The organism is Bradyrhizobium sp. JHI2711, assembly GCF_056156565.1.
Genome location: NZ_JBPZPT010000001.1, coordinates 581,676 through 595,755 on the forward strand (window position 1 = coordinate 581,676; position 14,080 = coordinate 595,755).

Consider the following 14,080-nt stretch of genomic DNA (forward strand, 5'->3'; position numbering starts at 1 on the left):
CGATGACTTTCCACTCGATTTACGCCCACGGATTTGCGCGCGTGGCAGCCTGCGTGACCACCTCCCACGTCGCCGATCCCAGCGCCAACGTGAAGGCCGTGTTGGCGGCGGCCAATGCCTGCCATGAGCAGTCGGTCGCGGTCGCGGTGTTTCCCGAGCTGTGCCTGTCCGGTTATGCGATCGAGGACCTGGTAAAGCAGGATCCGCTGCTTGATGCGGTCGAGCGCGGGCTTGCAAGCGTCGTTGCGGCCTCGGCGGGGCTGATGACGGTCCTGATCGTCGGGGCGCCGCTGCGCTTCGGCAATCGCATCTACAACTGCGCCGTCGTCATTCATCGCGGCAACGTCCTCGGCGTCGTGCCGAAATCTTACTTGCCGACCTATCGCGAGTTCTACGAGGGACGGCATTTCGCCTCCGGCGCCGGCATCGCCGGTGAGACCATCGCCTTTGGCGGCCTGCATGCGCCGTTCGGCGTTGATCTCCTGTTCGCGGCCGAGGACGTTCCGGGCCTCACCATTGGCGTCGAGATCTGCGAGGACATGTGGATCCCGGTGACGCCGGCCTCGGAGCTCGCGCTTGCGGGCGCGAGCGTGCTGATCAACCTCTCGGGCAGCCCGATCACGATCGGCCGGGCGCGCTCGCGCGCGTTGCTGTGCCAATCGACCTCGGCGCGCTGCCTCGCGGCTTACGTTTATTCCGCGGCCGGGGCCGGAGAATCCACCACCGATCTCGCTTGGGACGGTCAGACCTCGATCTACGAGAACGGCGTGCTGCTGGCCGAGGGTGAGCGGTTCCGCCAGGGCGGCCAGATCACGCTGGCTGACGTCGACCTCGACCTGCTCCGGCAGGAGCGCGCGCTGATGGGAACGTTCGACGACAACCGGCGGCAGCGCGAGGCGTTTTTCCGCAAGGTGACATTTGCCCTGAAGCCGCCGGCCGCCGATATCGGCTTCCTGCGCAAGGTCGAGCGCTTTCCATTCGTGCCGAGCGATGAGAGCCTGCTCGAGCAGGACTGCTACGAGGCCTACAACATCCAGGTCGCCGGGCTGGTGCAGCGCATGCGCGCCACCGGTACCAAGCGCGTGGTGATCGGCGTGTCGGGCGGCCTCGATTCCACCCACGCCCTGATCGTCGCCGCCAAGGCGGTCGACCTGCTCGGCCTGCCGCGCGAGAACATCCTGGCCTACACCATGCCGGGCTTTGCCACCGGCAGCGAGAGCAAGACCAACGCGCTCGCGCTGATGAAGGCGTTGCAGACGAGCTGGCAGGAGCTCGACATCCGCACCACGGCGACGCAGATGCTGAAGGATATCGGCCATCCCTTCGGCAAGGGCGAGAAGGTCTACGACGTCACCTTCGAGAACGTGCAGGCTGGCCTGCGCACGGATTATTTGTTTCGGCTCGCCAACCATCACGGCGGCATCGTGATCGGAACCGGCGATCTCTCCGAGCTCGCGCTCGGCTGGTGCACCTATGGTGTCGGCGACCAGATGGCGCATTATAACGTCAACGCCGGCGTGCCGAAGACGCTGATCCAGCATCTGATCCGCTGGGTGATCTCCTCCAAGCAGTTCAGCGACGACGTCAACCGGACGCTTGGCTCGATCCTTGTGGCCGAGATCTCGCCGGAACTTGTGCCCGTCGAGGCCGGCCAGAAGCCGCAGAGCACGGAAGCGTCCGTCGGACCTTACGAGCTGCAGGACTTCAACCTGTTCTATACGCTGCGCTTCGGCATGCGGCCGTCCAAGATCGCCTTCATGGCGCTTCAGGCATGGAAGGACGTTGCCAAGGGCGAATGGCCACCGGCCTTCCCGAGCGATCGGCGCCGGGCCTATGACCTGCCGGATATCCGCCGCTGGCTCGAGGTGTTCCTGCGCCGCTTCTTCGCCTTCAGCCAGTTCAAGCGCTCGGCCATGCCGAACGGGCCGAAGGTCTCGGCCGGCGGTTCATTGTCGCCGCGCGGCGATTGGCGCGCGCCCTCGGATTCGAGTGCAGCGGCATGGCTCGAGGATCTCGAGCGGAACGTGCCGAACTGATCGGGACAACGGATCGGTGGGGGATGATCGGATGTCAGCTGGCGATAAAGCGGAAGCGGGTGAGGAGGCCAGGGTCGTCAACGGCCTCTACATCTTCGACATCGAGATGCGGGACGGCAAGCGTGGGCAGGCCAGGGGCGTGGTCGTGCTCAGCGACGGCCGCATCATGGGCGGCGACAGCTACTTCTACTACACCGGCAGCTACACCTTCCGGAACGGCAAGTGGCGGGGCGACATGATCGTCAATCAGCACACCGAGGCGGTCGGCAGGACGCTTGCATTCGGCGGCAGGGAGGTCACCTGCGGCTTTTCCGGCGACTATTTCCCCGGCGGTGCGGAAGTCGAAGGCATGGCGCTGGTCGGCAAGACCAGCGTGACGTTCACGGCGCGACTGACGCTGAAGGATGCGATGTAATGGCGACTTGATTGGCTCACCTCCACGACTGCGTTCCTGCTCAGGAACCTTCGTACGAACAGAACGTTCGCGTTTATTGTTGCGAATTGTCGAGGAGAGGGACCATGCGTCAACATTTGATGTTATCGACTGCGGCCGTCGGGCTCATGCTCGCATCCGGCCTTGCCTATGCCCAGGCGCCCGGTGAGCGCAGGGACGAGCCGAAACGGACCGAGGAGCCGGCCAAGGGCGCTTCTCCGCAGCGCGGTGGTGCGGCTCAAGAACGCGTTCAAGAGCGCGCGCAAGGCGCCCAAGAGCGGCTTCAGGGCGCAGGCCGCGAGGATCGAGGCGGCGCTGCCAAGAGCGAGGCAAGTGACGACAAGCGCCAGCCGGCGACGGCCTCGGAGCGCAATCAACCGAAGGCGAGGGACCAGGCACAAGACTCTCGTGAGCCTTCGCGCGATCGCAACCGGGAGGCCGAGAGCACCAAGCCCGGACGCGATGCGGGCAAGAGCGGTGCGGAAACCAAGCAGGACAAGGCTGCGCAGGACAAGGCTGCGCCGCAGAAATCAACCGCCGAATCCGAGAGATCCAAGACTGGCCCGACGACTGGTCCGGCTGGCCAGCAGAACGAGCGCACCGGAGCTACAGCCAACCAGAACGAGCGCAACCAGGCCCAGCCGCCGCGCAGTGCCGCCGAGCAGCAACAGAGCAACCAGCCGGCCACTGCGACGGATACCAGCCGCGCGGCACCGACCAACAACGCACAGACCGCGCCCGGCTCCACGGGCACGCAGACCAACCAGGCCAATCAGACCACGCAGACCAACACGCAGGTCAACCAGCAGGCCCAGGTGACGACCGAGAGGCAGGTGCGGATCTCCGAAACGGTGAGCCGCGCACGCCTGGCGCAGCCGGAGCGCAATCTGAACATCTCGATCCGGGTCGGCGAGACGATTCCCTCGCGCGTGCGTCTGCATCGGCTGCCGCCCGAGATCGTCTCGATCGAGCCTGCATATCGCGGCTACGAATATTTCACGACGGAAGACGAGGTCATTATCGTGGAGCCGCGCTCGCATCGCATCGTCAGCCAGGTACCCCGCGATCCGTCGCGGGCCCGGGCCCAAATGGGTGGCAGCACCTCCTCGTCGTCAGGCATGGCGGCGGCCGGCGGAAACACCATGGTGAACTGCCAGATCATGCGACGTGATGCTTCCGGCAACGTCGCCCAGGCGGAGCCGACCACCGTGGGCTCGACTGCGCGCACCGATTCCCTCAGCGTGATCGTCCAGATGCCTGGCGGCGGCTCGTCCACGCCGATCGCTCTCGGCGCTCCCGCGGGCAACATCGTGGTCGCGACGCAAGGGCAGGGCGATTGCACGGTGACGCTGGAGCCGCAGACACGCTAAGCGCCGAAACAAAGAGGCTCTGAAACGACAACGCGCCGCCCGGATGCCCCACCGGACGGCGCGTTGCTGCGTTCAATCTAAAAAGTTTCGAGGTCCGGAGTGCCTAGGAGTCCGGACCTCGTCACCTTGCCCCAGCCTTCAATCCCCCGCCCCATGTGGTCCCCCAACCCCATGTAGCGCGATCAGAGGATGATGCCCGTGGAAGTGGCCGCCGATCGATGTCCCGCGATGTACGCGAAGGACGGCTAGGATTCCATTCCGGATCACTACGGACACGATGGCGCTTGCCATGTGCCCATTCGGCATCGCTCGGAGCGATCGCTTTTGCTTGAACCGCAGCACGCGCGGGCAGGATGTCCACATCTCGTCCACGCTGCGGAATGCGCATTTCACGGGCCTGTCATTGAACTGGTCTAGCGCTGCTCCCGTCATCGCTGACGACGAAGGAGCATGCCATGTCGAAGCCGGTGCTGGGCGCCGCATTGTCCATCAAATCGATCCCCGCGCATCGTGACTGGCTTCTCGAAAAGCAGCGCGATCTGGAAATCCAGGACTTCTTCCGCGCCGATCTGCTCGATAGCGACTGGCGCGCAACCGCTAGCGAGATCAAGCAGATGCTCACCGGGCACACCGGCCGGCTCGGCATCCACGGTCCGTTCTGGGGCTTCAAGATCGACAGCCACGATCCGATGATCCGCCAGGCGGTGACTAAGCGCCTGCTGCAGGGCCTTGAGGCCGCCGAGTTCCTCGGCGCGACGCAGATGGTAATCCACTCGCCCTTCACGACCTGGGACCACAACAATCTCGATCTCTATCCCGACAATCGCGCCAATATCGTCGAGCGCGTCAAGGCGACGCTCGCCGAGGTGATTGCGCGTGCCGAGACGATCGGCTGCGAGATCGTCATCGAGAACATCGAGGACAAGGATCCGCGCGACCGCGTGCGCCTCGCCAAGGCGTTGGAAAGCAGCAAGGTCCGCGTCTCGCTCGACACCGGGCACGCCAATTATGCGCACATCTCCACCGGCGCGCCGCCGGTCGACTATTACGTCGAGACCGCCGGCGACATGCTGACGCATGTGCACCTGCAGGACACCGACGGCTTTGCCGACCGGCACTGGGCGCCGGGCGAGGGCAACATTCCCTGGGTCGCCGTATTCCGCGCGCTAGGACGGCTGACGTCGAATCCGCGGCTGATCCTCGAACTCCGCAACCACGACGATGTCCGCAAGGGCGCGGCGCATCTCGCCGCGCTCGGTCTCGCCGAATAACCGCAATCACAAAGGGCAGGGTCACATCATGAGCAAGCTCACCCGTCGCACCATCCTGAAATCCGGCGGCGCCGCCGCAAGCACCTTGCTGCTGCCGCGTTTTGCCATCGCGCAAGCCGACAACCGTCCGTCGGTGACGGTCGCCGTGCAGAAGGTCACGAATGCGAACGTGCTCGACGTGCTGCGTGAGCAGTCCAATGTCGGCGAGCGCGTGTTCTTCTCCTCGATCTGGGAAGGCCTGATCTCCAAGAACTGGCGCGGCAAGCTCGAAGCTGTGCCGGGCCTTGCCACCGAATGGCGCCGCATCGACGACCAGACCGTCGAGGTGAAGCTGCGCCAGGGCGTCAAGTTCCACAATGGCGACGAGCTGACGGCGGAAGACGTCGTCTTCACCTTCAGCCGCGAACGCATGTTCGGCGAGACCGAGGCCAAGAACCGCTCCACCATCAAGGCGTTCGAGAAGATCCCGACGCCGCGCCCGGGCAAGGAGCTGCCGCCGGACGTCCCCGCGGTCGCCCGCCGCATCTGGCCGGACCTGGTGCGCGTCGATGCCGTCGACAAGTACACGGTGCGCTTCTACAACGCGACACCCGACGTCACGATCGAAGGCCGGCTGTCGCGCTACGGCTCCGACATCATGAACCGCCGCGCCTGGGAAGAGGCGGCGAGCTATCTCGACTGGGCCCGCAAGCCGGTGACGACCGGCCCCTACAGGGTCGTCGAGCTCAAGCCCGACGTCTCGCTGACGCTGGAAGCCCACGACGAATATTGGGGCGGCCGGCCGCCGCTCAAGCGCATCCGCTTCCTCGAAGTGCCTGAGGTCGCCAGCCGCATCAACGGACTGCTCTCGGGCGAATACCAGTTCGCCTGCGACATCCCGCCGGACCAGATTGCCGGCATCGAGAAGAATTCCGCCTTCGAAGTGCAGGGCGGCACGATTCAGAATCATCGCCTTACCGTGTTCGACAAGAACCACGCCGTGCTCGCCAATCCGCTGGTGCGGCGCGCCTTCACTCACGCGATCGATCGCCAGGCGATCGTCGACAGCCTGTGGGCCGGCCGCACCCGTGTGCCGAAGGGTCTGCAATGGGAATTCTACGGCGACATGTTCAACGCCGACTGGAACGTGCCGGCCTATGATCCGAAGCTGGCGCAGGATCTGCTCAAGCAGGCCAATTATAAGGGCGACCCGATCCCGTACCGCCTGCTCAACAACTACTACACCAACCAGGTCGCGACCGCGCAGATACTGGTCGAGATGTGGAAATCGGTCGGGCTCAACGTGCAGATCGAGACCAAGGAGAACTGGTCGCAGATCATGGAGCGCGGGCCGGCACGCGCCGTGCGCGACTGGTCGAACTCGGCCGCCTTCAACGATCCGGTGTCGTCGCTGGTCGCCCAGCACGGGCCGAACGGCCAGCAGCAGCAGATCGGCGAATGGACCAATGCCGAGCTGAACACGCTCTCCGAATTCCTGGAGACCTCGACCGACCGGGCCGCGCGCAAGAAGGCGTTCCGCCGCATGCTCGAGATCGCCGAGCGCGAAGATCCCGCCTACACGGTGCTGCACCAGAACGCGACCTTCACGGCCAAGCCGAAATCGATCAAGTGGAAGGCAGCGCCCGCCTTCGCGATGGATTTCCGCGCCGGCAATTTCGAGGTCTAAAGGTGAAGCCGCTGGTCAGCATCGAGGACTTGCGCGTCGCCTTCAACGGCGTGCCGGTCCTGCGCGGCGTCGACATTGCCTTGCAGAAGGGCGAGGCCATCGGCCTCGTCGGCGAGTCCGGCTCCGGCAAATCGGTGACGTGGCTCGCCGCGCTCGGCCTGTTGCCGCGCCATGCGCAAGTCTCTGGCTCGGTGCGGCTCGACGGGCGCCAGATTCTCGGCGCACCGGCCGCCGAGCTCGATCAGGTCAGGGGCGGGCGTATCGCCATGATCTTCCAGGATCCGGCGAGCGCGCTCAACCCGGTGCTGACCATCCGCAGGCAGCTTTGCGAAGCGCTGGCGCTGCATCGCGATCTCCAAGGCAACGCCGTGAAGGCGGAGGCGCGGCGGCTGCTCGATCTCGTCGGCATTCCCGACGCTGGCCGCCGGCTCGAGGCCTATCCGCACGAATTCTCCGGCGGCCAGGTCCAGCGCATCATGATCGCGATGGCGCTGGCCGGGAATCCCGATCTCTTGATCGCGGACGAGCCGACCACTGCGCTCGATGCCACCATTCAGGCGCAGATCCTGGAGCTGCTCGCCACGGTCCGCCGCGAGCTCGGCATGGCCATGGTGCTGATCAGCCACGACCTCGGCGTCGTCGCGGAGAATTGCGACCGCGTCGCGGTGATGTATGCCGGCCGCATCGTCGAGCAGGCCCCGAGCAACCAGCTGTTCGCCGATCCCGTGCATCCCTACGCGCAAGGATTGATCGGCGCGCTGCCGCCGCTCGATGGTCCGCGGCGGCGCCTCACCGCCATTCCCGGCACGGTGCCTGATCCTGCGCACATGCCCGGCGGCTGCGCCTTCGCGCCGCGCTGCGCGCTTGTCGCGGAAGCATGCGGCCTTGCGGCGCCGCCCCTCGCGCCGATCGCCGATGATCGCAGCGTCGCCTGCGTCCGTGCCGAGACATCGCGCCGCGCGCTGCTCGGGATGGCCGCCGAATGAGTCCGCCGCTCGTCGAGGTCTCCGCGATCTCGCGCACCTATGCGATGCGCTCCGGAATGTTCGGGAGAGCTGCGGCCGTGCATGCCGTCGACGGCGTGTCGCTGACGATTCCAAGGGGCCAGACGCTCGGTCTCGTCGGCGAATCCGGTTCGGGCAAGTCCACGACGGGCCGCATCGTGCTCGGCCTCGAGCCGCCTGACAGCGGCGAAGTGCGGTTCGACGGGAAGCCGATGGCCGCGCCGGGGACGACGGCGTGGCGTGCGCAGCGCGCGCGGATGCAGATGATCTTCCAGGATCCGCTCGGCGCGCTCGACCGCCGGCTGCCGGTTGCAACGCAGATCCGCGAGCCGCTCGACATTCACGGACTCGGTACGCCGGCGGAGCGCGACGAGCGCGTCCGCGAGCTGCTGCGCGCCGTCGAGCTCACGCCGGCGCATGGCGCACGCTATCCCGGCGCGCTCTCCGGCGGGCAGCGTCAGCGCATCGTGCTGGCGCGGGCGCTGGCCACCAAGCCGGATTTCCTGGTCTGCGACGAGCCGGTCAGCGCGCTCGACGTCTCGATCCAGGCGCAGGTGGTGAATCTGCTCTGCGATCTCCAGGCGCAACTGTCGCTGACGCTGCTCTTCATCAGCCACGATTTGCGCGTCGTCAGGCAGATCAGCAATGTCGTTGCCGTAATGTATCTCGGCCGCATCGTCGAGATCGGCAGCGCGGACGATCTGTTCGCGCGGCCCGAGCATCCCTATACCCAGGCGCTGGTCTCGGCCTCGCCCGCGCCGGGCCGCCGCAGCGCGGGCCGCATCGTGCTAGCAGGCGACCCGCCGAACCCGGCCGCGCGCCCCACGGGCTGCGCCTTCCATCCGCGCTGCCCGCGCGCCATTGCGCGCTGCGCGCGCGAGGTGCCGGCGCTGTCCGCCGTCGGCGGCGACAGGCAGGTGGCCTGCCATCTCGTCACCGGCGCTGCGTCACGGGACGCCGCGTGATGGGACGCTATCTCGCCATTCGGATCGGACGCGCCGCGCTCACGATCGTGCTCGTCGTCACCTTCGCCTTCGTCGTGTTGCGGCTGTCAGGCGATCCCGCGCTGATGATCCTGGGACCGGAGGCGCCGCCGGAGGTGCTCGCGGCATTCCGCAAGGCGTGGGGCCTCGATGACCCGATCTGGGCTCAATACTTCGATTATTTCGGCGCCATCGCCAAGGGCGAGCTCGGCCGCTCCATGCGCGACGGCCGGCCCGCGATCGAGCTGGTGCTGGAACGCATCCCGGCAACGCTGGCGCTGACCCTGCCGGCGTTCTTCTTCAAGGTGGCGCTCGGCATTCCCGCCGGCATCTACGCCGCGCTGCATCGCGGCTCGGGAATCGACCGCGCCGTGATGATGACGGCGGTCGCCGGCTTTACCGTCCCGAGCTTCGTGCTGGCGCTGCTGCTGGTGCTGATCTTCGCCGTGCAGCTTGGCTGGCTCCCTTCGGGCGGGCAGGACAGCTGGCGCCACGCCATCCTGCCGATCGCAACGCTCAGCCTCGGCGGCGCGGCGGTGCTGGCGCGCTTCACCCGCAGCGCCATGCTGGAGGTGCTGGGCCAGCCCTATATCCGCACCGCATCCGCAAAAGGCGTGCCGTGGCGCAAGGTGGTGACCTCGCATGCGCTGCCGAACGCGGCGATCCCGACCGTGACCATCCTTGGCTTCATGGTCGGCACGCTGATCGCAGGCGCGGTCGTGGTCGAGAGCGTGTTCGCCTGGCCGGGAGTAGGGCGGCTTCTCGTCGTTGCGGTTGCCAACCGCGATCTCGCGGTCGTGCAATGCATCCTGCTGCTGGTTGCGATGACCATGGTGACGTCCAATCTGATCGTCGACTTCCTCTACGGCTTCCTCGACCCGCGCCTGCGCAGCAAAGGAGCGCACGCATGACCGACGCGACGCTGAAGGAGACCAAGGCGTTTTCACGCCGCATCAGCCTGCCGGCCATTCCGGTCTCGGTCGCGCTGGCAATCAGTTGGATCGTCGCGATGCTGCTGATCGCGGCCTTTGCGGAGAAGATCGCGCCTTACGGCTTCACGCAGCTCGACCTGCGCAACCGGCTTGCTGCGCCCGGCAATGCCGCGCACTGGCTTGGCACCGACGAGCTTGGCCGGGACGTGCTGTCGCGGCTGCTCGTCTCGATCCGCATCTCGCTCCTGATCGCGTTCGGCGCGACCGCAATCTCGGCCGTGGTCGGGACCACCCTCGGCTTCCTCGCCGCGCATTTTCGTGGGTTCGTCGAGCAGCTCGTGCTGATGCTGACCGACTTCCAGGCCAGCATGCCCTTCCTGATCATGGCGCTGGCCGTGCTCGCCTTCTTCGGCAACTCGTTGCCGCTCTTGGTCGGGCTGATGGGCCTGTTCGGCTGGGAGCGCTACGCCCGCATCGCGCGGGGCCTTGCCATCTCCGCCAATGCGCAGGGCTACGCCGCCGCCGTCCGCCAATTAGGGGCGACGCCGTCGCGGATCTACCTCCGGCACATCCTGCCCAACATCGCCTCGACCCTGATCGTCTCGACCACGCTCGTGTTCCCCGAGGTGATCCTGATGGAGTCAGGCCTGTCCTTCCTCGGCCTCGGCGTGCAGCCGCCGATGACCAGCCTCGGCAACATGGTCGGCTACGGCCGGGAATATCTGACCCGCGCCCCCTGGATCATGCTGGCGCCGGCGACGACCATCGTGGTCACCACCCTGGCGGTCTCTGTGATCGGCGACTGGCTGCGCGATCGGCTCGATCCGACGCTGTAATAGGGGCTCCGACGCCCCCCGCCGTCATTCCGGGGCGCGCCGAAAGGCGCGAACCCGGAATCCATTGTCCCGCGGGTGCTGCCGCTCGATGGATTCCGGGTTCGATGCTGCGCATCGCCCCGGAATGACAGAGAGTGAGCGACGAGCCCCCCGCGCCGGGAGCAGGGGAGCCCTGTCCGACCCAAGTTCCCGTTGCGCCCGCCGGGTCCGTGCGCTATCCGGCCGGAAAGGCCTGAGGTGGCTCCACATTTTCCCGCCCCGGCCGACGCAAACCCCGAGGACGGAAACCGCCATGCCAGCCTATCGCTCCCGCACCACCACCCACGGCCGCAACATGGCGGGCGCCCGCGGCCTCTGGCGCGCGACGGGCATGAAGGACGCCGATTTCGGCAAGCCGATCATCGCGGTGGTCAACTCCTTCACCCAGTTCGTGCCGGGCCACGTGCATCTGAAGGACCTCGGCCAGCTCGTGGCACGCGAGATCGAGCAGGCCGGCGGCGTCGCCAAGGAATTCAACACCATCGCGGTCGACGACGGCATCGCCATGGGCCATGACGGCATGCTCTACAGCCTGCCGTCGCGCGAGTTGATCGCAGACAGCGTCGAGTACATGGCCAACGCGCATTGCGCCGACGGCCTCGTCTGCATCTCCAATTGCGACAAGATCACGCCCGGCATGCTGATGGCCGTGCTCAGGCTCAACATCCCCGCCGTGTTCGTCTCGGGCGGGCCGATGGAGGCCGGCAAGGTCAAGCTGGCCGGCAAGACCAAGGCCGTCGACCTCATCGACGCCATGGTGGCCGCGGCCGATAGCAAGGTCAGCGACGAGGACGTCAAGGTGATCGAGCGGTCGGCGTGCCCGACCTGCGGCTCCTGCTCGGGCATGTTCACCGCCAATTCGATGAACTGCCTCACCGAGGCGCTCGGCCTCGCGCTGCCCGGCAACGGCTCGGTGGTCGCAACCCATGCCGACCGCAAGCGCCTGTTCGTCGAGGCCGGCCACACCATCGTCGACCTGGTCCGCCGCTATTACGAGCAGGACGACGCCTCCGTGCTGCCGCGCAACATCGCGAATTTCAAGGCGTTCGAAAACGCGATGACGCTCGACATCGCGATGGGCGGCTCGACCAACACCGTGCTGCATCTCTTGGCCGCCGCCCATGAGGGGCAGGTCGCCTTCACTATGAAGGACATCGACCGTCTGTCGCGCCGCGTGCCCGTGCTCTGCAAGGTCGCGCCGTCCGTCGCCGACGTGCATGTCGAGGACGTGCACCGTGCCGGCGGCATCATGGGCATCCTCGGCGAGCTCGACCGCGCCGGGCTGATCGACACTTCGGTCTCGACCGTGCACGCGCCGACCATGAACGAGGCGCTGGAGCGCTGGGACATCAAGCGCACCAAGAGCGAGACGGTCCGCACCTTCTATCGCGCTTCGCCCGGCGGCATCCCGACGCAAGTCGCCTTCAGCCAGGAGCGCCGCTACGACGAGCTCGACGCCGACCGCGAGAAGGGCGTGGTGCGCGATCTCGCGCACGCCTTCAGCAAGGACGGCGGCCTCGCCGTGCTCTACGGCAACCTCGCGCAGGACGGCTGCATCGTGAAGACCGCCGGTGTCGATGCCTCGATCCTGAAATTCTCCGGCCCCGCGCGCGTGTTCGAGAGCCAAGACGCGGCCGTCGACGGCATCTTGGGCGGCAAGGTCGTCGCCGGCGAGGTCGTGGTCATCATCTATGAAGGCCCTCGCGGCGGCCCCGGCATGCAGGAGATGCTGTATCCGACCAGCTATCTGAAATCGATGGGCCTCGGCAAAGCCTGTGCGCTCGTCACCGACGGCCGCTTCTCCGGCGGCTCCTCCGGCCTGTCGATCGGCCATCTCTCGCCGGAGGCCGCCGAAGGCGGCAATATCGGCCTGGTGCGGACCGGCGACATCATCGCCATCGACATCCCGAACCGCAGCATCAGCCTCGAGGTCTCCGACGAGGAGCTCGCCAAGCGCCGCGCCGCGGAGGAGGCGAAGGGCGATGCTGCCTGGCAGGCGCAAGGCCGCAAGCGCAACGTCTCGACCGCGCTGCAGGCTTACGCCGCGCTCACCACGAGTGCCGCGCGCGGAGCGGTGCGCGAGGTCAAGCGGCGTCCGAAGTAGGCGGCATCGGCGCCACTGGCCTGGATCGGCGATCTTCGGAACGCCTCGCGGCTCCGTGCGACCACCCGGATGCGCCGTTGCAGGAAGTAGCCGGAACGGAGATCGGGAAAGAACGGCCCCCGCCTCCCTAGGGCGTGGGGCTGGTTGGGGTGGGAGCGGGAGCCGTTTGCTCAGTGGGCACCCGACGTGCGGGCTCGCCCGCCAGGCATCATCAACTTAGTCCATTGTCCACATTTTGCTATTTAATTTTTATTAATTTTGTTTTTATTTTTATTTAATCGTGCCATCCTAAGAAAAATCGTCGAAATCCATTTTTTCCGAATCCAGCCGAGGCGGTCGCCGTATCGAGGTTCGTCCGCAAAGGTTCGGATTGCCAATAGCGGAGTTAGCCATGATTCATTCTCCATCACTCGTGCCGCAAATCACGACAGACCGGGACGTCTATCTTGTGCTCGATGATTTCGGCCGCCGCCTGGGCCGGGCTTGGTGCGAGACGGCCGAGGAGGACGCCAATCGCGCGACCCTGCTCAGACATCTCGCCGAAGGGCAATATCTCCATCCCGCACGTATCGTGGCCTTCAATACCGCGGAGGGATGGTCGCGCGATGCCACCGCTGAAATCGCCGATGAGCTGCGCCGTCGCTTCGTCGAACTCGAGGAGACCGATCCCTCGCTGTTGGAGTTTCTGGAAAGAGCAGCGAGGCGTTGAAAGCTCGAACATGGAACGAGGATGAACTGCAAATTATGCTCGAACGAGTGCCGCGGCGATGTCCGATCGCGGACTCGCTGTCATGCGCACCGCCGCGCAAACATCCCGCGCGTTAATGCGCGTGGTCAATGAGTTCTTACCGCTCCGCCGCGATCGATCGTTCGCATTAAGGATGCCTCGACGAAGTTCGGCAAGGCAAGGTTTTGCGCCGTATACTCCCGCGACCTTCGCAGATCCGTTTCGGGCAACTGGGGCACCACCGCAATGTCTCGTACTCTCGCTGTCGTTTTCTCAACGGCCGTCGCCGCCATTTCCATGACGGGTGCGGCCTCCGCCGGCTGCTACAATTGCTACACGCCGCCGCCGTGCACGACCTGCTACCAGCAACAATATGTGCCGCCGCAATACCGCACCGTCGACGAGACCGTGATGGTCTCGCCCGGCTCCGTGGTCGCGCACCGCACGCCGGCGCAGTACCGCACCGTGATGGTGCCGCAGACCGTAATGGTCGCGCCGCCCAGCGTCCAGTACGAGCGCATCCCGCCGCAATACGCCACCCGGCAGCGCGTCGAGATGGTCTCGCCGGGTTATTCCTATTACGCCCCGGTGCAGATGAACTGCGCGTCCTGCGGCTACTGAGCTAGACGCAAACAACAAAGAATTTCAGGACGGCGCTCTTCGCGGGGCGCCGCGCTTT

The 14,080-nt window shown here is 66.2% G+C and carries 12 protein-coding genes; all 12 read left to right on the forward strand.

The window, feature by feature from the left end; all coding sequences use genetic code 11:
* Positions 1-2: 2 nt before the first annotated feature.
* The 12 genes from ACTEK7_RS02815 (at position 3) to ACTEK7_RS02870 (ending at position 14,022) form a co-directional block, all read left to right on the forward strand.
* Complete coding sequence (locus ACTEK7_RS02815; protein ID WP_225143747.1) at positions 3-2,036, forward strand: NAD(+) synthase; 2,034 nt, start codon at positions 3-5, stop codon at positions 2,034-2,036.
* A 31-nt stretch (positions 2,037-2,067) separates the two neighbouring features.
* Positions 2,068-2,451 carry a GrlR family regulatory protein gene (locus ACTEK7_RS02820; RefSeq protein WP_225148766.1) on the forward strand — a complete coding sequence of 128 codons (384 nt, stop codon included), beginning with the start codon at positions 2,068-2,070 and terminating at the stop codon, positions 2,449-2,451.
* A gap of 104 nt (positions 2,452-2,555) precedes the next feature.
* Complete coding sequence (locus tag ACTEK7_RS02825) at positions 2,556-3,839, forward strand: DUF1236 domain-containing protein (protein ID WP_225148767.1); 1,284 nt, start codon at positions 2,556-2,558, stop codon at positions 3,837-3,839.
* Between the two features lie 455 nt (positions 3,840-4,294).
* Positions 4,295-5,110, forward strand: coding sequence for a sugar phosphate isomerase/epimerase family protein (locus tag ACTEK7_RS02830; RefSeq protein WP_036012362.1), 816 nt, complete (start codon positions 4,295-4,297; stop codon positions 5,108-5,110).
* 28 nt (positions 5,111-5,138) lie between these two features.
* Positions 5,139-6,776: an ABC transporter substrate-binding protein gene (locus tag ACTEK7_RS02835; RefSeq protein ID WP_036012375.1), complete on the forward strand. Its 1,638-nt coding sequence runs from the start codon at positions 5,139-5,141 to the stop codon at positions 6,774-6,776.
* Between the two features lie 2 nt (positions 6,777-6,778).
* Positions 6,779-7,762: an ABC transporter ATP-binding protein gene (locus ACTEK7_RS02840; RefSeq protein ID WP_225147977.1), complete on the forward strand. Its 984-nt coding sequence runs from the start codon at positions 6,779-6,781 to the stop codon at positions 7,760-7,762.
* Positions 7,759-8,745, forward strand: a complete 987-nt coding sequence (locus tag ACTEK7_RS02845) for an ABC transporter ATP-binding protein (protein WP_225147976.1) — start codon at positions 7,759-7,761, stop codon at positions 8,743-8,745. Before ACTEK7_RS02840 ends, ACTEK7_RS02845 begins: the two co-directional genes overlap by 4 nt.
* The gene (locus tag ACTEK7_RS02850) at positions 8,745-9,674 is read left to right on the forward strand and encodes an ABC transporter permease (protein ID WP_225142009.1); all 930 of its coding nucleotides are present in this window, start codon (positions 8,745-8,747) and stop codon (positions 9,672-9,674) included. Before ACTEK7_RS02845 ends, ACTEK7_RS02850 begins: the two co-directional genes overlap by 1 nt.
* Positions 9,671-10,531, forward strand: coding sequence for an ABC transporter permease (locus ACTEK7_RS02855; protein ID WP_036012321.1), 861 nt, complete (start codon positions 9,671-9,673; stop codon positions 10,529-10,531). Before ACTEK7_RS02850 ends, ACTEK7_RS02855 begins: the two co-directional genes overlap by 4 nt.
* Positions 10,532-10,823: 292 nt before the next feature.
* Positions 10,824-12,674 (forward strand): dihydroxy-acid dehydratase, encoded by a 1,851-nt coding sequence (gene ilvD, locus ACTEK7_RS02860; protein ID WP_225147975.1) that lies wholly within the window; start codon positions 10,824-10,826, stop codon positions 12,672-12,674.
* A gap of 448 nt (positions 12,675-13,122) precedes the next feature.
* Positions 13,123-13,383: a hypothetical protein gene (locus ACTEK7_RS02865; RefSeq protein WP_225137321.1), complete on the forward strand. Its 261-nt coding sequence runs from the start codon at positions 13,123-13,125 to the stop codon at positions 13,381-13,383.
* A 315-nt stretch (positions 13,384-13,698) separates the two neighbouring features.
* The gene (locus tag ACTEK7_RS02870; protein WP_036028057.1) at positions 13,699-14,022 is read left to right on the forward strand and encodes a hypothetical protein; all 324 of its coding nucleotides are present in this window, start codon (positions 13,699-13,701) and stop codon (positions 14,020-14,022) included.
* The last annotated feature ends 58 nt before the right edge of the window (positions 14,023-14,080 follow it).

Bases quoted from the DNA above. Each gene is read 5' to 3' on its own strand.
- ACTEK7_RS02815 (WP_225143747.1), top strand. From the start codon at position 3: ATGACTTTCCACTCGATTTACGCCCACGGATTTGCGCGCGTGGCAGCC.
- ACTEK7_RS02820 (WP_225148766.1), top strand. From the start codon at position 2,068: ATGTCAGCTGGCGATAAAGCGGAAGCGGGTGAGGAGGCCAGGGTCGTC.
- ACTEK7_RS02825 (WP_225148767.1), top strand. From the start codon at position 2,556: ATGCGTCAACATTTGATGTTATCGACTGCGGCCGTCGGGCTCATGCTC.
- ACTEK7_RS02830 (WP_036012362.1), top strand. From the start codon at position 4,295: ATGTCGAAGCCGGTGCTGGGCGCCGCATTGTCCATCAAATCGATCCCC.
- ACTEK7_RS02835 (WP_036012375.1), top strand. From the start codon at position 5,139: ATGAGCAAGCTCACCCGTCGCACCATCCTGAAATCCGGCGGCGCCGCC.
- ACTEK7_RS02845 (WP_225147976.1), top strand. From the start codon at position 7,759: ATGAGTCCGCCGCTCGTCGAGGTCTCCGCGATCTCGCGCACCTATGCG.
- ACTEK7_RS02850 (WP_225142009.1), top strand. From the start codon at position 8,745: ATGGGACGCTATCTCGCCATTCGGATCGGACGCGCCGCGCTCACGATC.
- ACTEK7_RS02855 (WP_036012321.1), top strand. From the start codon at position 9,671: ATGACCGACGCGACGCTGAAGGAGACCAAGGCGTTTTCACGCCGCATC.
- ilvD (WP_225147975.1), top strand. From the start codon at position 10,824: ATGCCAGCCTATCGCTCCCGCACCACCACCCACGGCCGCAACATGGCG.
- ACTEK7_RS02870 (WP_036028057.1), top strand. From the start codon at position 13,699: ATGACGGGTGCGGCCTCCGCCGGCTGCTACAATTGCTACACGCCGCCG.